The organism is Achromobacter sp. 10T422 (assembly GCF_056394065.1).
The window spans coordinates 678,764-697,352 of the sequence record NZ_JBFTHD010000001.1 but is presented as its reverse complement, the minus strand read 5'-3'; the positions used below and the strand labels follow the sequence as shown (position 1 = coordinate 697,352).

The 18,589-nt window shown below is 63.9% G+C and carries 12 protein-coding genes; 5 read left to right on the top strand and 7 right to left on the bottom strand.

Going from position 1 to position 18,589, the window contains the following annotated elements; all coding sequences use genetic code 11:
* Position 1: 1 nt before the first annotated feature.
* A complete protein-coding gene (locus AC1DB0_RS02900; protein WP_476758594.1) occupies positions 2-3,877 on the bottom strand; it encodes a patatin-like phospholipase family protein in 3,876 nt (1,291 codons plus the stop codon).
* Between the two features lie 153 nt (positions 3,878-4,030).
* On the opposite strand from AC1DB0_RS02900, the gene AC1DB0_RS02895 reads away from it, so the two are divergent.
* A complete protein-coding gene (locus tag AC1DB0_RS02895) occupies positions 4,031-4,813 on the top strand; it encodes a hypothetical protein (RefSeq protein WP_476756609.1) in 783 nt (260 codons plus the stop codon).
* Between the two features lie 178 nt (positions 4,814-4,991).
* Positions 4,992-7,379, top strand: a complete 2,388-nt coding sequence (locus tag AC1DB0_RS02890) for a DNA internalization-related competence protein ComEC/Rec2 (protein WP_476756610.1) — start codon at positions 4,992-4,994, stop codon at positions 7,377-7,379.
* 41 nt (positions 7,380-7,420) lie between these two features.
* Here AC1DB0_RS02890 and AC1DB0_RS02885 read toward each other — a convergent pair whose 3' ends face one another.
* The 6 genes from AC1DB0_RS02885 to AC1DB0_RS02860 form a co-directional block, all read right to left on the bottom strand.
* On the bottom strand, positions 7,421-8,344 hold the full coding sequence (locus AC1DB0_RS02885; RefSeq protein ID WP_476756611.1) for a TonB family protein: 924 nt from the start codon (positions 8,342-8,344) through the stop codon (positions 7,421-7,423).
* A gap of 128 nt (positions 8,345-8,472) precedes the next feature.
* Complete coding sequence (locus tag AC1DB0_RS02880; RefSeq protein WP_476758593.1) at positions 8,473-9,954, bottom strand: four-carbon acid sugar kinase family protein; 1,482 nt, start codon at positions 9,952-9,954, stop codon at positions 8,473-8,475.
* Positions 9,951-11,228 carry a ribulose-bisphosphate carboxylase large subunit family protein gene (locus AC1DB0_RS02875; protein WP_054425609.1) on the bottom strand — a complete coding sequence of 426 codons (1,278 nt, stop codon included), beginning with the start codon at positions 11,226-11,228 and terminating at the stop codon, positions 9,951-9,953. The genes AC1DB0_RS02880 and AC1DB0_RS02875 overlap by 4 nt, the downstream gene beginning before the upstream one ends.
* Before the next feature lie 37 nt (positions 11,229-11,265).
* A complete protein-coding gene (locus AC1DB0_RS02870) occupies positions 11,266-11,805 on the bottom strand; it encodes a VOC family protein (protein ID WP_054425222.1) in 540 nt (179 codons plus the stop codon).
* A 72-nt stretch (positions 11,806-11,877) separates the two neighbouring features.
* The gene (locus AC1DB0_RS02865; protein ID WP_054425224.1) at positions 11,878-13,758 is read right to left on the bottom strand and encodes a TRAP transporter large permease; all 1,881 of its coding nucleotides are present in this window, start codon (positions 13,756-13,758) and stop codon (positions 11,878-11,880) included.
* Between the two features lie 9 nt (positions 13,759-13,767).
* On the bottom strand, positions 13,768-14,790 hold the full coding sequence (locus AC1DB0_RS02860) for a TRAP transporter substrate-binding protein (RefSeq protein ID WP_054425226.1): 1,023 nt from the start codon (positions 14,788-14,790) through the stop codon (positions 13,768-13,770).
* Positions 14,791-14,902: 112 nt separating this feature from the next.
* On the opposite strand from AC1DB0_RS02860, the gene AC1DB0_RS02855 reads away from it, so the two are divergent.
* From AC1DB0_RS02855 to AC1DB0_RS02845, 3 genes are read left to right on the top strand one after another with little or no spacing between them, the layout of a single operon-like run.
* Positions 14,903-15,964 carry a LacI family DNA-binding transcriptional regulator gene (locus AC1DB0_RS02855; RefSeq protein ID WP_054425229.1) on the top strand — a complete coding sequence of 354 codons (1,062 nt, stop codon included), beginning with the start codon at positions 14,903-14,905 and terminating at the stop codon, positions 15,962-15,964.
* 33 nt (positions 15,965-15,997) lie between these two features.
* Positions 15,998-17,281, top strand: a complete 1,284-nt coding sequence (locus tag AC1DB0_RS02850; RefSeq protein ID WP_338077789.1) for an MFS transporter — start codon at positions 15,998-16,000, stop codon at positions 17,279-17,281.
* A 16-nt stretch (positions 17,282-17,297) separates the two neighbouring features.
* A complete protein-coding gene (locus AC1DB0_RS02845; protein ID WP_175169248.1) occupies positions 17,298-18,542 on the top strand; it encodes an arsenic transporter in 1,245 nt (414 codons plus the stop codon).
* Positions 18,543-18,589 lie beyond the last annotated feature (47 nt).

Here is an 18,589-nt window from a genome sequence, read left to right as displayed (position 1 = left end):
CTCAGTGTGTGCTGCTGATTTTCCGCTGCGCTTTGAGCTCTTTTAGCAGCGGATCAGATGGGCTTAACCAAACTTCAATTGTCCCGCGGCTGCCTCGTAAGCCAGCCGCAAGGGGTTCGACTTTCCACGTCTCATTCGAGGAACCGCCGAATTCCTTTGTAATGCTTGCAGCTAACTGTCGCGCGCACGCTTCACTTCCCGGGTCGTGGTAACGGAGTACGCTCGAACGAACGGGAATGGGAGTCGCACGACCGGATCGTCGCGCCGTGTCCATGACGTCTTCGATGGGCGGAACGCTCGCACCCAAACTGCGCCATCCTGCGCGGAAGGAGCGTGCTATGTCCCGGTCGGCCGATTCGTAGACCTGAATGAAGACTGTTTTGCCACGGCATATTTCCTCTTTTTTTGCCTCCTCCAGTGACCGGGTATCGACCTGCTCGTCCAGATTCAGTCGCTTTAGTGGGGCGTTGGGCAGCGTGGCAGTGGAATCGATCGAGGGCGTCAATGTTGGCGAAGAGGAATCTTCAGCTGACTTCGGGCTACCTATCGGATTGCTGACCTCGACACGGGGGCGGGCGTCTTCGTTTGAGCGACAACCCATACCGGTGTCGCGAATATCTTTTAGCGAAGATTCATTGATCGTTGCTTGGGATGCCTGTTTCGCCGTCGCCAAGAATACTCTCTCTTGGTTGAGCATCCTGGCTCTTCCAGACGAGCAGGGATGAAGATTCTGCCAAGTACCTTCAGGTGAATAGTTGTAGCCCCAGTAGCGCGCATCCTGAAGTTTGGTGCGCGATGCGAGGCACGACATATAAGGTGCTGGCACGGGACCGATGTTGGAGGCAAGCAGCACGAAGCAGGCCGAGCTCAGATTTTTGCCTTGCAGTCGACATAGTTTTAGGGTGTCGCCAACAATACGTAGGCCGAGCGGTGACTCTTGCAGCCATCGCGCATCGCCATTACCACATAGATTGTCTGCGTTACGAACGAGAGCCGCGGCCAGGGTCGAAATTGAATCCCTGTCCGCTTCCGGCAGATTGGCTTCTAGTTCCTGCCCCTGCTGACCAGGTTGACCCATATCTACGGTATCCAAAATGGGAGGAACCTTTGCCCAGATATCGGCGAGTTCTTTCATACCCTCCCGTTCGCCTTTCTGGCGAGCAGACACCGCCGCGCGCGCGCTTTCGGCCGCTTGCCATACGGTTACCCCGATCGTGGCGACCGCGCCTGCGCCGAGCGTTGCTCCGACCGCAGCGACGCCTAATCGTGCAGGAATGCGCGTCGGTCTGGCTTGTGTCGTCTGGGATGCCTGCGCAGCAGGGGAGGACGTGAAGGCGCGCGTGTCCACTTCAAAGTATTTTTCAGGGCGTTTCAACACAGCCTGAATAAAGTCGGGCGCCAGTTTGTCTGCGAGGAATTTGCCGAGTTGAAAGTAGCTTTCCCACTGCGCCTCGGAGAAGAACTGGTTCGCCGTGCTTTGCTGAGGAAAATCAGGATATTCCTGGCGGTAGCTGTTGACGTCCATTGGTAGTGCTTGGCAGACGTTTGGCTTGATTATGACCATCACACCCGACGCATTGGTGTCTCCGGGGTAGGCTACCCGGGCAAGTGCAATACACGCATTGCGATCCGTAGAGGCCAATTCACTTAGCGCGCCAAAGTACTGCAGAACATCGTGCCAAACCTCACAGGCCGCTCGGATGGGCTTTTCAAAGCGGATTTCGGTACCGAGATCGACTCTGGCCTTGCGCACAAGATTCTCGATATCTCCAAACTCATAGTCGGGGTCTGCACCGCAATCCACGACGACCATAAATTCGCAACGAGCCGCAAGCAGAGCGTAGGCGCCGGTATTCTCGAAGTGGCCCCCGTCCGAGATGAACCAATCGCTATCGCGGTCTGCATTGAAAATGCCCAGTGTCTCGGCAAGAAGGCCCTTGGACTTATCCACGCTGAGCAACGGAGCGGGTGTTTCGTCACGTGCCGATTGGGTCAACCAAAACCCCAATCGAATGCCGGCAAACGTGAGCAAAGAGGAAAGGCCCCGCTGTGTTTTATAGCCGAGCCCGGGAGCCACGGCGGCGCCTGAGGCGGCTAGCCATGTGCCCAGACTGCGCTTGCCTATCCCTGATATTTTTCGCCAGCCTTCTTGACTAAGCTGCGATATGCCAGTGCCCACGACGCTGAGAAGTAGCCCTTTCCTGTCTCGATTGAACAGCCTGCCTTCGGGGTCGGCAGTTTGATTCACGCAGGTGTTGATGATGTGTACAGGGCCTCCATGTTTGTGTGGCTGGTAATCAGAAAGCAGCACATCGTCGTCTGGGTGCACTGCGCCGACGTTCTTGATCTTGGTCGTTGTGTGTGCGGAAGGCGGAATATCGTCGAGGGCGTTGACACAGGGATCGACGCGACCCCCGTTGGCTGCCCCCAGGTACGCTCGTACCAGCCGTGCCCGATAGAACGCGTGTAGCGAGGATAAGTTAAGAAATTCCAGGTTTCGCCCTGTCCACAGGGCATAGATCAGGATTGGAATCGCCAAACCCCCCAGGTAGACCCACGCATTGCCAAATAACAATTCTCGAGCGAGCGGGGTTGGACCGGTCGAAGCAATTTTTTGAATGAATATGGAGCCGAGCACCACCTTCTGTACGACGGCTACCCACCAGACGATCAGGATGATGGTCAGCGCGATACCGGTCCATCTTGCGGCGGCTTCGATAAGCTTTGCCGCCGTTTTGGAATTGGGAGATTGAGTGGTGGCACCGATAGATAAGACAGTACGAAGTACGGCGACGGTCACGCCCAACGTGATGCCGACGTCGAGTGTGGCAAAGGATTCAAACGCAATCCACCAGGCGATACGATCTATCGCGCCGGCAGCCAACACGATGGCCAGCCAGCGTAGGGACGCTGCCAAGCGTCGGGTCAATCGATTTCTTTCCTCATCGATATGCAAACGTTTCGGAGCGCTTTGGGGCGTTTCCTGCGTCGACGATGTTGTGGTCGCGCGCCTTGMTGTCCAAGTTGAGGTGAAGATGAGTAGACCGATTGCTGCGGTGGAGATCGCGACGAGATTCCGTGTGGGTTGCCCGATCGGCGTTGCGTCGCCGTTGAATTTCCAGATGATCAGAGCCGTAGCGCAAGGAAGCGCGGCGGTGACGATGGCCTGCACAATGACCTTGGGCAAACTCGCGGACCTTGCCCAAGGCAATTGCCAATATGCAAAACCATAGTTCGCCGTGAACAGCAGCACTAATGGAGCGAGAATCCAAGGCGTTGCAAACCAAGGTTCAATCACTTCGATCAGATCCAGCTCTTCTGGGTAACGGTATCCCAGAATCATGAGGCGTTGCCAAACCAGTAGGTTGAATGCGGCAAGTACCAGACCTACTAGCAGGCCAATCAAGGCAAACTCAAAATGCACGCCAATGAGATTACGCAAGTACAGTGCGATAGCAAACAAACGATCTTTTGCACCTGCCGGCGCGAGGTAGTTTCCATTGGAGCGCAACCACCAGCCAAACCATGTTGACTCGCCGCGCGCCATGGCGGTTTGTACATTCACTGCGTCGGCGGGCGCGTTGGTGCGATCGAACAGGCGCCCCAGCATGCCCCCTATATATCCGCCGCCCGATACGGTGGAGAGTAGATCAAAGTGCAGCAAAAGGCGGTTCGCGGCCAACGCGCGTAGCACTCCAAAGCTAAAGGTGGCGCTACGAATGCCGCCCCCCGAAAGCGCCAAGCCCCATTTTCGGTCGCTGCCGCTGGGGAAGTCACGGAGGCCGGACGCTTGATCAACCGACTCGGCCTCAAGTTGTCGAAGCTGCTCACGTCGGTGATTGACGAGATGATCCAATGTGTCTTGTTGATCTGTCATTGTCCGCGCCTTTGGCTTTTCTATAGAGATTCAGACAACCACGGGGGCCTAAGTATCGGATGCATCTAAATCCGCGGACATACTTCATATTTAGTATGGATGCGGGCAGGCCGATTCGGTAGCGTGTGGGCTCGCCTTATCCAGGAGAGCGACATGAAGACGCTGACAGGTCGGAGCATGTTTGTCTGGCGTCTCTCGCCAGTTGTTAAGGCAGAGTTGGGCGCCGCAGCCATGGCCAATAAAGCAAAGGCGGCAGGATTGACGAGCGTGTGGATCAAAGTGGCCGACGGCAAATCCGAATTCGAAAATGTCCGTGGTGCTAAGCGGGCCGAGTTTCTCAGCGTTCGCGATGCGCTACGCGAGCAGGGCATCGATGTTTGGGGGTGGCACGTGCCATATGGAGCAAGCGTGGCCAATGCGCGCGCGGAAGCCGATCTTTGCGTACGACTGGCTAGCGACTTGAAACTGGATGGCCTGCTGATGGATGCGGAAGGCGGTGATGGCTTCTTCTCGGGAGGCGTGGACGTAGCCGTCGCTTATGCCGAGCAATTGTCCAAAATGCTGCGCGATATGGGCGTCGGATTAGCTATGTGCGGAAACGATATTCCGACTAATTTTCCGAACTATCCTTTTGACTCGTTTGTCGCGTCGGCGAACACGAATGCGCCCCAGGTTTACTACGGTTCGAGTCCGAGCGTGCAGCATCGTTTAGGCCGCGCCATTACTGCCAATCGGCATGTGAAGGCGCCGTTTTATCCCGTCGGTGCAGCGTGGATCGGGGAAGGAGGGGGATGCCAGTCGGCATCCGCCTGCGCCGAACGTGCTCGTGAATTTCTCCGGTTGGTGAAGGAAGGCAGTTTCCCCGGTTGTGGCTTCTGGCATTGGATGGGAGCACCTGCGGCCTTTTGGGAAGTGCTGATCGACGAACGTGGCTGAGCGGTTAGGGAATCATTGGAATGCTCGGCCCGCTTGCGGCTTGCCGAGGTGGACAATTCCATTCACTGGATGACCCGCTCGCCCTGTCCTCGTCCTACGCTCCTGGCTTTAGGAGAAGGACATCACCGGCCGTTCATTTTGCTTAGGGCTAGTGGCGGGCGCGGCGGGTGTGCAGTGCTTGCCGGCGTTGCCTGGGTTTTTTTCTTTGCTGTTAATTACCGGCTCAGGTGCTGTTGCGTGCGTGGTTTGGGTCCGCAGCAGCCGCGACACCGTTCGCATCTTTTGTTCTTTGTTGCTGGGTCTTAGCAGCAGCACGCTCAACGCCAGTGTTCAAGCACATGTTCGCCTGAATGACGCGTTGTCAGACTTGCATCAAGACCAGGTGTCCCGCTTGATTCTGCGCGTGGCGGAGCTGCCTGATGGCGATGACCGGCATCAGCGTTTCGTCGGCGAACTTGCGGAGCCGCCGCGCGCGGGCATTCCTTCGCGCGTGCAAGTCACGTGGCAGACGCCGCCCGGCGCATCGTCCGCCATGCCGGCTTTGGTTCCGGGTCAGGTCTGGCGCATGGCCGTGGTGTTGCGGCGGCCGCACGGGGTGTTGAACCCGGCAGGGCCGGACGCCGAAGCGCGAATGTTTGCGCGTGGGCTGCGTGCGGTGGGCACCGTGCGGGGGCAACCGCGCTTGTTGGGTGATCAGCCCTGGGCGTCGGCGGGCATCGCCATCGAACGCGCGCGGCATCATGTGCGGGCGGGTTTGCGTAAGGCCTTGGGAGAACACCGCTATGCGCCGGTGTTGATTGCGTTGGCGATCGGGGATCAGGCAGGGGTGGCGCGCGATGACTGGCGCATCTTCAACCGCAGCGGCATTACGCATTTGGTCTCGATCAGTGGTATGCACGTGACGTCCATCGCGGGCATCGCGGGCGTGCTGGTGGCGGCGTTGTGGCGGCGGGCGCGATGGCGGGGCGCGGGGTTGGCGGAGTTTGCGCCGTCGCGCATTGCGGGCGGCGCGGCGGCGGCCGTGGTGGCCTTGCTGTATTGCCTGCTGGCGGGGTGGGGCGTGCCGGCGCGGCGTACGTTTTTCATGTTGTCGGTGGTGTTGGCGGCGGCGCTATCGCGCTTGCCGTTGACGGCGGGCAGGGTGCTGGCGGGTGCGGGGGCGGCGGTGGTGGCGCTGGACCCCTGGGCGCCGATGTCGCCGGGGTTCTGGTTGTCGTTCGGCGCGGTGGCGATTCTGCTGCGCATTGCCGACATGCCGTTCGATGCCGAGGCCCCTTGGCACAGGCGCTGGGCCAGCCGCTTGGAACAGGCCACGCGTTTGCAGTTGATCGTCACGTTGGGGCTGACGCCATTGCTGGCGTTTCTGGTGCATCAGGTGTCGGTTGGGTCGCCGCTGGCGAACGCGGTGGCGATTCCGTCCGTGACGTTCATCGTGACGCCGCTGGCCTTGTTGTGCGCGGCGTTATCCGTGGTGCCGGGCGCGCAAGCCGTTGCGGGCTGGGTGGGGCAAATTGGGCTGGCGGCGTTTGATTACACAATGGTGCCGGTCGCGTGGGTAGGCAGCGCGCAGTGGGCAAGCGTATCCGTCGCGGCGGCGCCCTGGCCGTGGCTGCTGTGGGCGGTGGCGGGCATGGTCTGGGCGTTGCAGGTGCGGGGCTGGCCGGCGCGGCACCTGGGCTGGGTGTGCATGCTGCCCTTGTTGTGCTGGCGGCCCGACCGTCCTGAACCCGGCCATTGGCGGATGAGCGCGTTGGATGTGGGGCAGGGCAGCGCGATTCTGGTTGAGACCGCCAGCCAGACCTTGCTGTTTGATGCTGGGCCACGGCATTACGGCGGCAGCGACGCAGGCGAGCGCGTTGTCGCGCCGTTCCTGCAAGCACGCGGCATTGGGGCGCTGGACGTGCTGGTGTTGTCACACGCTGACCAGGACCACGTGGGCGGCGCGCGTGCGGTGCTGGCGGCAGTGCCGGTGCAGCGCAGCTACGCCTCGTTTGATGTTGCGGCGTTTGTGCGGCGGGACGCCAGCGTGTGGCCGGAGCCAGGTAAGGCCTCGCCCGGCACGCAAGCCACGTTGCCCGATCGCATGCTGCGCTGCCGTCGCGATGACGCTTGGGAAGTCGACGGCGTGCGGTTCACATTTCTGCATCCGGCCGATGGCGGCAGTGGCGCACCGGCAGACCGCAATGCCGATAGCTGCGTGCTGCGCGTGCAGGGCGCCAGCCACTCGCTACTGTTGACGGGTGACATTGGCGTGGCCCAAGAGCGGCAACTGGTCGCCCGCGGCGTACCGCCTACCGACGTCGTCCTGGCCCCGCACCATGGCTCGGCGTCGTCATCCGGCCGTGATTGGGTGATGGCGGTAAAGGCCAGCCATGCGATTGCGCAGGCCGGCCACTTGAACCGCTTTCGTCATCCCGCCCCGGCAGTGGAACGGCGTTGGTTGCGGGCGGGGGCGGCGTTCTGGCGCAGTGATCGTGACGGGGCGGTGATGGCGGAGTCGACCGAGCGCGCGCTGCGCGTGTGGTCGCAACGGGATCGCGCGCGGCGGTACTGGCATGGGAGATAGACGGCTTCCCACCAACATCGACGGGCAGGTGCTGCCAAGCATCAGCGCCCGCTGATGCCAACGCCATCCCGAATCTGCCGGAACGCCGGCAACGCGCTGGCCATCGCTGCGCGTGTCGTCGCACACGCAAGGACGACGCGGGCTTGCGGCGCGTCGAACAGCGCGGTGTATTGACGAATGTCACCGGCGCCCGCATTGCCTTGCATGCCGGGCGCCACCACGTAATCCACGCCATGGATGCCGGCCAGAACGAAACTATCCAGCGTTTCCAACGTTGCGCCTTGCGCCGCCTGCACGTTGCGGACAGCGGCCAGTCTGGCGGCTTGGGCTTCAGGGGAATCGGGGGCGTGCTTGCTGGTGGCTTTCGTGACGCGTGTGGTTTGGTAGCCGACCGTGCAGACGATGTTGCCGCCGCCCACCGCAGGCGGGCCGCCGCTGGCGCTGGCGATTTCCACCAGTACGTCGTAGCGCGAGGTCTTGCGATGGCCCGCGATGTGGAAGGGAGCGGGCACGCTGACCTGGAATCCCAGCGCGTCGTTGGCATAGGTGCGTTGGGCGGCCGGTGCGGGTGCGGCCGCACGCGGAGCGTTGCCGCTGCCTTCAACCACATACCGTACGGGCAGCATCAGGCTTTGCTTTTGCGCTTTGATATCGGGCGTGAAAGCGGGCAGGCGGCCCGCGCGGCGGATCATGGTGACGGTGGCGTCATCGACGGCGGGGTCGCCGGATGAGCGGCTGACCGTCACGGCATCGAGCGTGCCATCAGCCAGGATGTCGATGCGCACCTGGACGTCAAGCGTCCGCCCGGCGCGCAGCACGGCGGGCGGCGTGACGATCTTGCGCTGCACTTGCTTGCGGACGGCGGTGTTCCACTCGGCCTGTGTCGTCAACGTGTTGGCCGCGACGGGGGCGGACAGGCTAAGGACAAGCGCGGCAATGCAGGTTGCGCGGAACCGCCAAGGCATGGGGTGATCTCCTGGTTGGGGGGCGTGCGGCATGCTGCCGGACAAATCAGGGGGCAGCATAACCGACATGAATCCAACGCCAACCTACGGCCCAGCCTACGGCCCAACCTACGGCCCAGCCTGCGGCGTCAGGCCGTGCCCGTCACCAGATCGTCGAACAGCAAATCACCGCCCATCTGTCCGCCCTTGAGCATCAATTCCACGCCGTCGACCAACGCATTGTCGCTGCGGGCAATGCTGACGGTGACGCCGGGCGCGAGCACGCAGCGGAATGCCAGGCCCCAGAGCCCCAAGGCGAGCGTTGCCTGGCTGGAGGTGTCGCCGCCCGCGATGCCGATGCGCGACAGGCGCGCGCCGCGTTCCGCGCTGGCGGCGATGATGTTCGCCGCCAATTGCGCGGTGGCGCGCGCGGTAGATGCGGCCTGATCCGCGGTGACGGCCTGATCGGGCCGGTCGGTGTGGACCAGCACGTTTTGGCCGCGTTGCAAGATGGAGGCTGCGTGCTGGATTTGAGCGGCCGCATACGCCGGGTCATTCAGCAGCTGCTGCACGTTCAAAGATTGATGCACGTAGCGCTGACACGCTGCGATCTGCCGGGCCGTGACGGGCGACAGGCTGCCCGCCACGACCAGCACCGGCCCCGATGCGGGTGGCAAAGGTGGGGCGGCAGGGCCGGCGGGGTCCAGGTGGCCGGTGTGGCCAGTGTGACCGGTGTGACCAGCGTGACCGGTGTGGCCAGCGTGACCCGGTGAAGCGGCCCGCGCCAGCGCCTGTTGCACGCTGCTGGGGCCAACCGCCAACAGCGGCACGCACGCGGCGGCGCGCCAGATCAGGCGGCCGATGACGGCAAGCTGCTCATCATCGGTCAGGTCGAACAGCACGGGGCCGTCGGACGTTTCGATGATGTTGTCGATCCAGTCTTCCACGCGCGGCGCGTCATCCGCCATACGCAGGCGAGGGTAGGCGGTGTGCGGCACCGAGCRGATATCGGGCAGCCCCTGCGCGGCCAGATGCCGGCGCAAGTCGGCCTCGTGCATCGGTGTGACGGGATGCTGGCTCATGACCGGATGGCGGTCGATGCGATGGATCTCGGGCGATGCGCCGGCGCGCGCGAACAACTGCGCGAAGCTGCAATAGCGCCCGATGCTGGGCTGCCCGCCAACGATGGGCACCAGCGGGTTGGGCATGTGGCGGCGCAGTTCGCGGATGGCCACGCCGATGCTGCCGACGTGCGGCGCGCTGTCGAACGTGGAACAGCATTTGTAGTGCAGCACGCGCGCGCCGGTGCCGGCCATGAAGCGGCCGACGGCGCGCAGTTCGGTTTCCATGTCGGCGGGCGTCATGGCGCGCGCGGCGCCGGCGATGCCGATGGCGTCCAGCGGACCGGCGCGGCGCAGTTGCTCGGGCGATGGCACGCCCAGGAACAGCAGGCCGCGCAGGCCGGCGCGCGCCACTTCGGCCAGCGTGTCGGTGGCGCCGGTGAAGTCGTCGCCATACCAGCACACGCGCGGCGCGTGAACAACGGGCGCGTCGCGATGGGCCTCGCCCTGGGATTCACCCCCGGATTCGGTGGGGGACTTGGCCCGGGCTTCGTTACCTGCCGCAGTCATGCGCGGCTTCCGAAGAAGGCCAGCGCGCGTTGCAACTCCGGCGCATTCCGCGCGAAGTCGTCCAACGGCTGGCCTTCGCGCACCGCTTGCCAGGCTTGGCGGATGCTTTTCACGCCCGCAGCCGGGCCATCCGGGTGGGCCAGGATGCCGCCGCCGGACATGAACATCAGGTCGTCGGTGCGCACGGCGGCCCAGGTGGCGGGCACGGTGCCGGCCCATTGGCCGGACGAGAACGCGGGCATGACGGCGTCGTCGATGCCGGGCGTCAACGATGCCAGGCAGTCGCGCGCGGAGTCGACCACTTCGCGGTCGTCTTGCGCAAATTTTCCTTGCAGGCCGTGCACATGCATGTGGTCCACACCCGCCAGCCGCCACAAGGTTTGATACGCCTGAAAGCCCATGCCCAGGAGCGGATCGCGCGACAACGCGCCGTAGCCATTGCGATGGCCGTGCAGCGCCAGCGGTGTGCTGCGGCGCAGCGTCTGGATGGCCGAGAAGCCGCACCAGTTCAGGCTGGCCATGACGCAGGTGCCTTCCTCGCGTTCGATCAGTTCTGCATGGCGGCGCATGGCGTCGGTTTCGTCGCTGATGTTGAAGGCCACCATGACTTGCCGGCCCGTGCGGTCGCGGTGCGCGCGCACCACCGCCATGACGGCGGCCACCCGTTGCGCCAGCGGCGCGTGGGCGGGGTTGGCGCAGACTTCGTCGTCCTTGATGAAGTCCACTCCCGCCGCGCACAGCTGCGCCACCAGATGCGCGGTTTGTTCGGGCGACAGGCCGACGTTGGGCTTGATGATGGTGCCCACCAGCGGCCCTTGCGCCACGCCCGTCAACTGGCGTGTGCCGGCGATGCCCACTTGCGGCAGTTCAAACTGCGCGCGGTAGTTGGCGGGCAGCTCCATGCTTTCCAGGCGTAGGCCGGTGACTTCGCCCAGGTCGTACAGGTTGCCGCCGACGGTTGCGGCCAGCGTCGCCAGGTTGGCGCCTACGTTTGCCACCGGAAACGAAATGCGCACGCGGGCGCGCTGGTACGTGCCCGGCATGCCGCCCGGCTGGCGCGCCAGCCACGCGTTGGGCAGGCTGGGCGCGGGAACGGTGTCCAGCAGTTCAATGGACTCGACACGCGCGCGGGCCCGGGCGCGCAGTTCGTCGGTTTCACCTTGCACGCGGGTGAAGGTGCCGCAGGACTGTTCGCCGGCCATGACCTCCGCGACCCGTGCGGGGTCCATCGGGGTTTCGATCAGGTAGGTGGCGCTAAACGATTGGGAATTCATGGTGGCGGCGGACAACGGTGTCGAGTCGAAGGGGGCTTCAGAGGCGGGACAGATCGGGGAAGGGGCGGACGGGGTCTTTGCCATCCCAACCCGAGGCGCTTTCGCGGATCAGGTCGAACAAGCGGCCTTTGGGGCCGGCCACTTCAGACAGTTCGATCACCGTGCCGGGGTGGTATTCGGTATCGAAATAAATGAAGCGGCCTTTCTCGCCGACTTCGCCGCTCATCTTGGGCTTGAAGCCTTGGGCCAGCAGGCGCTCCAGATCGGCGTCGTAGCTTTCGGTCCAGTAGGCCACGTGTTGCAGGCCGGTGCGGCCGGCTTGCAGAAAGTCGCGGTACATGGACGGCACGTCGTTGCGGGTCTGGATCAGTTCCACCTGCACGAAGCCGGAGTTCGCCAGCGCAACCGAGTTGTGCGGTTCGTAGTGTTCGCCGTCGTACTGGTAATTCACGATCGGCACGCGCGGGTTGTAGTACCACGGGCCCACGCCCAGCGTGGTGCTCCAGTACTCCATGGCGGCTTCGATGTCGTGCACGACATACCCAAGTTGGCGGATCTCGCCCAGGAAACGACTCATGATGGATCTTTATAAAGAGGGAGACGGAAGGGGAAGCGGCCCGACGCGCAATCACGTCCGGGCCGCGTCAGGTCACAGGAAGCCGATGGAGAACCAGGGGAAGGCCGCCACAACGATCAGCCCGATCAGCAGCGCGCCGATGTAGCCCCAGATCGGGCCGATGCCCTCGTTGGGGTCGACGCGGCTGATGGCGCAGGCGCCGTAGTAGCCCACGCCAAAGGGCGGTGCGAACAGGCCGATGCCCATGGCGAAGATCACGACCATCGCGTAGTGCACTTCATGCACGCCCGCCTGCACGGCGATCGGGAACAGCAACGGCCCGAACAGCACGATGGCGGGGATGCCTTCCAGCACGCTGCCCAGAATGATGAAGGCCACGATGGACACGGCCAGGAAGCCGTAGCTGCCGCCGGGCATGCCGGCCATCAGGCGGGCCAGATCGCCCGAGAAACCCGATTGCGTCAGCGCCCACGCCATGGCGGTGGCGCAGCCCACGATCAGCATGATGGCGCCCGACAAAGATGCCGTTTCGATCAGCATGGGCTTCAAGCGCGCCCAGTCAAAACGGCGATAGATCAGGATGCCGATCACTGCCGAATACACGATGCCGATGGTCGAGACCTCGGTGGCGGTGGCCACGCCTTCGACGACCGCTGCGCGGATCACGAAGGGCAGGGCGACGGCGGGCAGCGCAATCACGAAGAAGCGGCCGATTTCCTTGAAGGAAAAGCGCTGCACAAGGCTCAGGTCTTCGCGGCGATAGCGCCACCACACCACCGAGCACAGCGCCAGGCCCAGCACCACCGCGGGCAAGAGGCCGCCCGTGAACAGCGCCGCAATCGACACGCCCGTGACCGAGCCAATCGTGATCAGCACAATGGACGGCGGGATGGTTTCAGTTTGCGCCCCGGTGGCCGACAACAGCGCCACCAGATCGCCCGGCTTGGCGCCGCGCTTCTGCATTTCCGGGAACAGCACGGGCGCAATGGCCGCCATGTCGGCGATCTTCGAACCCGAAATGCCCGACACCAGGTACATGGCGCCGATCAGCACATACGACAGGCCGCCGCGCACATGGCCCAGCAGGCTCGCCAGGAACTGGATCATGGCGCGCGCCATGCCGGTCATCTCAATCAGCGAACCCAGGAAGATGAAGAGCGGCACCGCCAGCAGCATCAGGTGCGACATGCCTTCGTCCAGCCGGCCCACCATGACTTCCATCGGCGTGTTGGTCGTCAGCGCCAGGTACGAGAACGTGGCCAGCGCGAACGAGAACGCAATCGGCACGCCCGAGAACACCGTGGCCGCCACAATGCCCACAAAGAAGATCACCAGGTTCAGCTTGCCCAGCCCCTTGAACAGCGGCTGCGCGAACCAGAATAGGGCGACGACGACCGCCACGCCCGCCAGCGCCATCAGCACTTGCGGCAAGGGCTGCGTGCGCAAGAGACGCAACAACGCCACCACCGCCATCAGCGCCATGCCGATGGGAATGGCCGATGCGCGCCACGCGTTGCTGAGCTCAAGCGCGGGCGTGATGATGAAGTGTTCTTCGTGCGCGTACTCGATGGCGGGCGCCAGGATCATCACCAGAAACGCCAGCGATGCCGCCAGCGCCACGGTTTCCAGCTGTGCGCGCCGTGCGGGGCTGACGTTGTTGACCAGCGCCGTCATGCGCATGTGCTCGCCGCGCCGCAACGCGACCACCGCGCCCAGCATGGACAGCCACAGGAACAGGATCGAGGCGAGCTCATCGGACCAGACCAGCGGGCTGTGGAACGCGTAGCGCGCCACCACACCCGCAAACAGCACGATGATTTCGACGAGCACAATCGCGGCCGCGACGTGTTCAACCACGCAGCCAAGCGCGCTGTCCAGGGCGTTGGCCGCCCGCCGCAAGGGGTTGGCGGGCAGCACCGGGGCGGCCGTGTGGGGGGCGGACAAGGAAGACATGGCGCGACCTCAGGCCAGCTTGCCGACGCTTTGTTCCAGCAGCGACCAGGCTTCGTTGCCGAAGCGGCCTTGCCATTCCTTGTAGAAGCCCGCCGTGCGCAGTTGTTCGCGGAAGCTGTCGGCGGCCGGCTGATTGAATTGCAGGCCCTTGGCTTCCAGGTCGGACTGCACCGAGGCGTTCAGCTTCTTGATGTCTTCGCGCTGCGCAAGACCGGCTTCGTTGATGCCGCGCGCAACAACCGTCTTCAGGTCTTCCGGCAGGCCTTCCCACATGCGGCCGTTGGCGATGAACCAGTAGCCGTCCCAGATGTGATTGGTCAGCGAGCAGTACTTCTGCACTTCGTACAGCTTGGCGACCTGGATGATGGGCAGCGGGTTTTCCTGCGCGTCCACGACCTTGGTCTGCAACGACGAATAGACCTCGCTGAATTGCAGGCTGGCGGGCGCGGCGCCCAGGCCCTTGAACATGGAGATCGGCAGCGAGCTCACGGGCACGCGGATCTTCAGGCCGTTCATGTCGGAAGCGGAAGCCACCGGCGCCTTGCTGCTGGTGGTTTGGCGAAAGCCGTTGTCCCACATCTTTTCAAAGGCGTAGAGCTTGCGCTGCGCGATGGCGGCGCGCACGTGCGCACCGAGTGCGCCGTCCATGGCGCCCCAGACCTGGTTGTAGTCCTTGAACGCGAAACCCACGGCGTTGATGGCGGCCACCGGCACCAGGGTGGCGATCACCAGCGCCGACGGCGTGAAGAAGTCGATGCCGCCCGAGCGCACTTGCGCCAGCATGTCGGTGTCGCCGCCCAGCTGGTTGTTCGGGAAAATCTTGATGTCCACGCGGCCGTTGCTTTCCTTCAGGATGCGTTCGGCGGCTTCCTGGGCGCGTACGTTCAGCGGGTGCGTCACCGGCAGGTTGTTGCCGTACTTGAGCGAGTAGTCGGCGGCGCGGGCAATCAGCGGGAAGCCCCCGCCCAGGGCGACGGCGGCGGGAACGGCGCAAAGGCGGCGCAAGGCACTGCGGCGTGTCAGCAGCTTCATGGTTGTCTCCATAATCGTAGTTATGATGTTTTTTGATGTGCCACAAATACGCCAATACCATGCGGCAGACTGGACAATAGTGAATAGGCAGTATCATCGTCAAACCTTATTCATGATGGTTTTTGATGTGAATAAACCTGCTCCCGAACGCAAGCTGGCGCGCTTGGCCGATGTGGCCGAGCGCGCTGGCGTCTCCACCGCCACGGCCGACCGCGTGTTGAACCGCCGGCCCGGCGTGCGCGCCAATACGGCGCAAAAGGTCTTCAAGGCCGCCATCGAACTGGACTACCTGCCTGAACAGGAGCTGAGCGCTGCGGCGCCCGCGGAACCGATGCGGCTGGTGTTCCTGCTGCCGCGCGGCAGCAACCGCTATCTGCGCATGCTGGGCGACACCGTCAGCTACGCTCATGAACATTTCGGGCCGCTGAACGCCAAGTGCCAGATCGAATACGTGGAAAGCTTCAACCCCGATGCGCTGGCGCAGGCCTTGGCCAAGCACGGCAAACGCGCCGACGGCATTGCCTTCATGGCGCTGGAGCACCCGGTGGTGCGCGAAGCCGTCAATGCGCTGGCGCAGCAGGGCGTGCCCACGGTGACCTTGATTTCCGATATCGCCAATAGCGCGCGAACGGCCTATGTGGGGCTGGACAACCGCGCCGCCGGCCGCACGGCGGGCTATCTGATCGCGCGCTTCATTGGCTTGCGCGCGGCGCACGTGGCGCTGATTGCCGGGTCGCGCCATTACCGCGCGCATGAGGAACGCGAAAGCGGTTTCCTTCAGCTGTATGCCGAACAGTTCCAGGCGATGCAGGTGGTGGACCTGCGCGAAGGCTATGACGACGCGCAGCGCAACTACGAACAGACGCGCCAGCTGCTGGAGCAATATCCGAACCTGGCGGGTATCTACAACATCGGCGGCGCGTCCGACGGTGTCGCCCGCGCACTGAAGGAAGCGGGCCTGCAACATCGCGTGGTGTTCATCGGCCACGGCCTGACGCCCGACACCCGTTCGTTGCTGATCGACGGCACGATGGATGCCGTCATCACGCAAAGCCCGATGGAAGCGCTGATGAGCTGCGTGCGCATTTTCTGCAACCTGCGCGACAAACGCAGCACGATGAACGGGGTGGAACTGGCGCGCAGCCAGGTGATCTTTCGAGAGAATCTGCCGTAGCCGCGTGAAGGATTGAAACGGCAATTCTTTTTATTGCCATGCCTGTCTACAATCCGCCATCTGCGGCCCACGGCTTTCATCGCTACCTTGCCATCTCCATCCTCTGCTTCGCGTCCTTTGGACTGGCTGAACTTTTTCGCGGCCGATGTCCGGGATGGCCTTGGGCCATATCTGGCCATCTATTTGCTTGCGGTGCACCAGTGGCGGCCTGACAGCATCGGTCTTGTCATGACCATTTCCGGGCTGGCGGCGCTGGCGGCGCAAACACCGGCTGGCGCGCTGGTCGACCGCACGGCGAACAAGCGCAGGCTGTTGATGGCGGCCGCCATCCTGGTGACGGTGGCGTGCATGGCGGTGCTGGCGAATGACAATTTTGCGTGGGTCACGGTCACGCAGGCGCTGGCGGGCATCGCGTCGTCGGTCTTCGCGCCGGCGATCGCGGGCATCACCTTGGGGCTGACCGCCGCCAACGGATTTACCCGGCGTATCGCGCGCAACGAATCGTATAACCATGCCGGCAACGCGTTTGCCGCCTTGCTGGCCGGCGGCCTGGCGTATGTGTGGGGGCCGGTGGCCGTGTTTTACCTGATGGCGGCGATGGCGCTGGCCAGCCTGGCCGCGGCGTCGCGCTTCCCCGCGCATATTGATGTGGACCGGGCTCGCGGGCTGGACCACGATGCCGCTGCCGACGCCCACCCCGTTGCGCTGCGCCAGTTGCTCAGCAACCGATCACTGCTGTTGCTGGCCTTGAGCTGCGCCTTGTTCCACCTGGCCAATGCCGCCATGCTGCCGCTGGTGGGCCAGAAGCTGGCGCTGGCGAACCCCGCGCTTGCCACGCCGCTGACCGCCGCCTGCATCGTCGCCGCGCAATTCGTCATGATTCCGGCGGCGATGGCGGTGGGGCGCTATGCCGACCTCCTGGGCCGCAAGCGCTTGTTGCTGATCGGATTCCTGATTCTGCCGTTGCGCGGCGTGCTGTACACCTTTTCGGACCACACCACCTGGCTGGTCGCCGTGCAGTTGCTGGACGGCGTGGGCGCGGGTATCTTCGGGGCCGTCCTGCCTTTGATGGTGCTGGACCTGACCCAAGGCACCGGGCGTTTCAACGCCAGCCTGGGCGCGGTGACCACGGTGTTTGGCATCGGTGCGTCGCTGAGCAACGGCGTGGCCGGCGTGATCGTTCAGCAGGCGGGCTACAGCGCTGCTTTTCTCGCTTTGGCCGGCATCGCGGCGCTCGCGTGCGTCACCTTGCTGGCCTTGCCGGAAACGCGCAAGGCGCTCGTAAAACCCACCACTTCCGTCTCATCCCTTTCCTGATTTCTTGCCGGTAAGCATGTCTTTGTCCAATGCACTGATCTGGTTGATTGCCGCGGCAACCACCATGGCCATCTTGTTTCGCCCCTGGCGGTTGCCTGAATACGTCTGGGCCTGTGCGGGCGCCGTCGCGCTGGTGGGGTTGGGCTTGCTGCCGGCCGCCCAGGCGGGCAGCGCCATCCTGGAAGGCACGGATGTCTACCTGTTCCTGATCGGCATGATGCTCGTGGCGGAGGTGGCCCGTCAGGCAGGGCTGTTCGACTGGCTGGCGGTGGCGGCGGCCGATCATGCGGGCGGCTCGGCGCGGCGGCTGTTCGATCTGGTATTCCTGGTGGGCACGGTGGTCACGGTGCTGCTGTCCAACGATGCGACGGCGGTGGTGCTCACACCGGCCGTCTATGCCGTGGCGCGCGTGGTGGGCGCGCCGCCTTTGCCGTATCTGTACGTGTGCGCGTTCATCGCCAACGCGGCAAGCTTCGTGCTGCCGATTTCGAATCCCGCCAATCTGGTGGTGTTTGGCGACCGCATGCCCGCACTGATGCCTTGGCTGGCGCACTTTGCGCTGCCTTCCGTGCTGGCGATTGCGTCCACCTACGTCACGCTGCGGCTGGTGTTTCGCGACGACTTGCGACAGCCGCTCAAGCCATCGCCGCCGCTGCCGCCGATGACGCCGGCCTTGCGGATTGCGGCGGTCGGCGTGGCGGGCACGGCGTGCACCTTGCTGATCACGTCGGCGCTGGGCTACCGGCTGGGCATGCCCACCTTGGTCGCGGGGTCCGCCTCGGCGGTGCTGGTGCTGGGCGTGACGCGGTCCAGCCCATGGCGCCTGATCAAGGGCGTCGCTTGGGGCGTTCTGCCCTTGGTGGCCGGCTTGTTCGTATTGGTGCAAGGCATGGCCGCAAGCGGCGTGCTGCAAGACCTGGCGCAGCTGATGCGCGGCCTGTCCGCCAACGCCGCGCTGTGGGCCAGCGGCATCGGCGCGGCGCTGTCGGGCAACGTCATCAACAACTTGCCGGCGGGTCTGATGGCGGGGTCGTTGGCGCGCATGGCTGACCTGCCCAGCGGCACAACCGCCGCGTTGCTCATTGGTATCGACCTGGGTCCGAACCTGTCCGTGAGCGGCTCGCTCGCCACCTTGCTCTGGCTGCTGGCCGTGCGCCGCGAGGGCATGCATATCAGCGCGTTCAGTTTCCTGCGCCTGGGCCTCGTTGTGATGCCTCCCGCCCTGTTGCTGGCCCTGGCGGCGTTGCACCTGACGAATTGACGCCAGCGCTTGTGTTTTTACTGCCTAGGCAGATAAAATCCGGGAAT

Coding starts and splice junctions, on each gene's coding strand:
- AC1DB0_RS02895 (WP_476756609.1), top strand. CDS start 4,031: ATGAAGACGCTGACAGGTCGGAGCATGTTTGTCTGGCGTCTCTCGCCA.
- AC1DB0_RS02870 (WP_054425222.1), bottom strand. CDS start 11,805: ATGAGTCGTTTCCTGGGCGAGATCCGCCAACTTGGGTATGTCGTGCAC.
- AC1DB0_RS02875 (WP_054425609.1), bottom strand. CDS start 11,228: ATGAATTCCCAATCGTTTAGCGCCACCTACCTGATCGAAACCCCGATG.
- AC1DB0_RS02865 (WP_054425224.1), bottom strand. CDS start 13,758: ATGTCTTCCTTGTCCGCCCCCCACACGGCCGCCCCGGTGCTGCCCGCC.
- AC1DB0_RS02845 (WP_175169248.1), top strand. CDS start 17,298: ATGTCTTTGTCCAATGCACTGATCTGGTTGATTGCCGCGGCAACCACC.
- AC1DB0_RS02855 (WP_054425229.1), top strand. CDS start 14,903: ATGATGGTTTTTGATGTGAATAAACCTGCTCCCGAACGCAAGCTGGCG.
- AC1DB0_RS02860 (WP_054425226.1), bottom strand. CDS start 14,790: ATGAAGCTGCTGACACGCCGCAGTGCCTTGCGCCGCCTTTGCGCCGTT.
- AC1DB0_RS02885 (WP_476756611.1), bottom strand. CDS start 8,344: ATGCCTTGGCGGTTCCGCGCAACCTGCATTGCCGCGCTTGTCCTTAGC.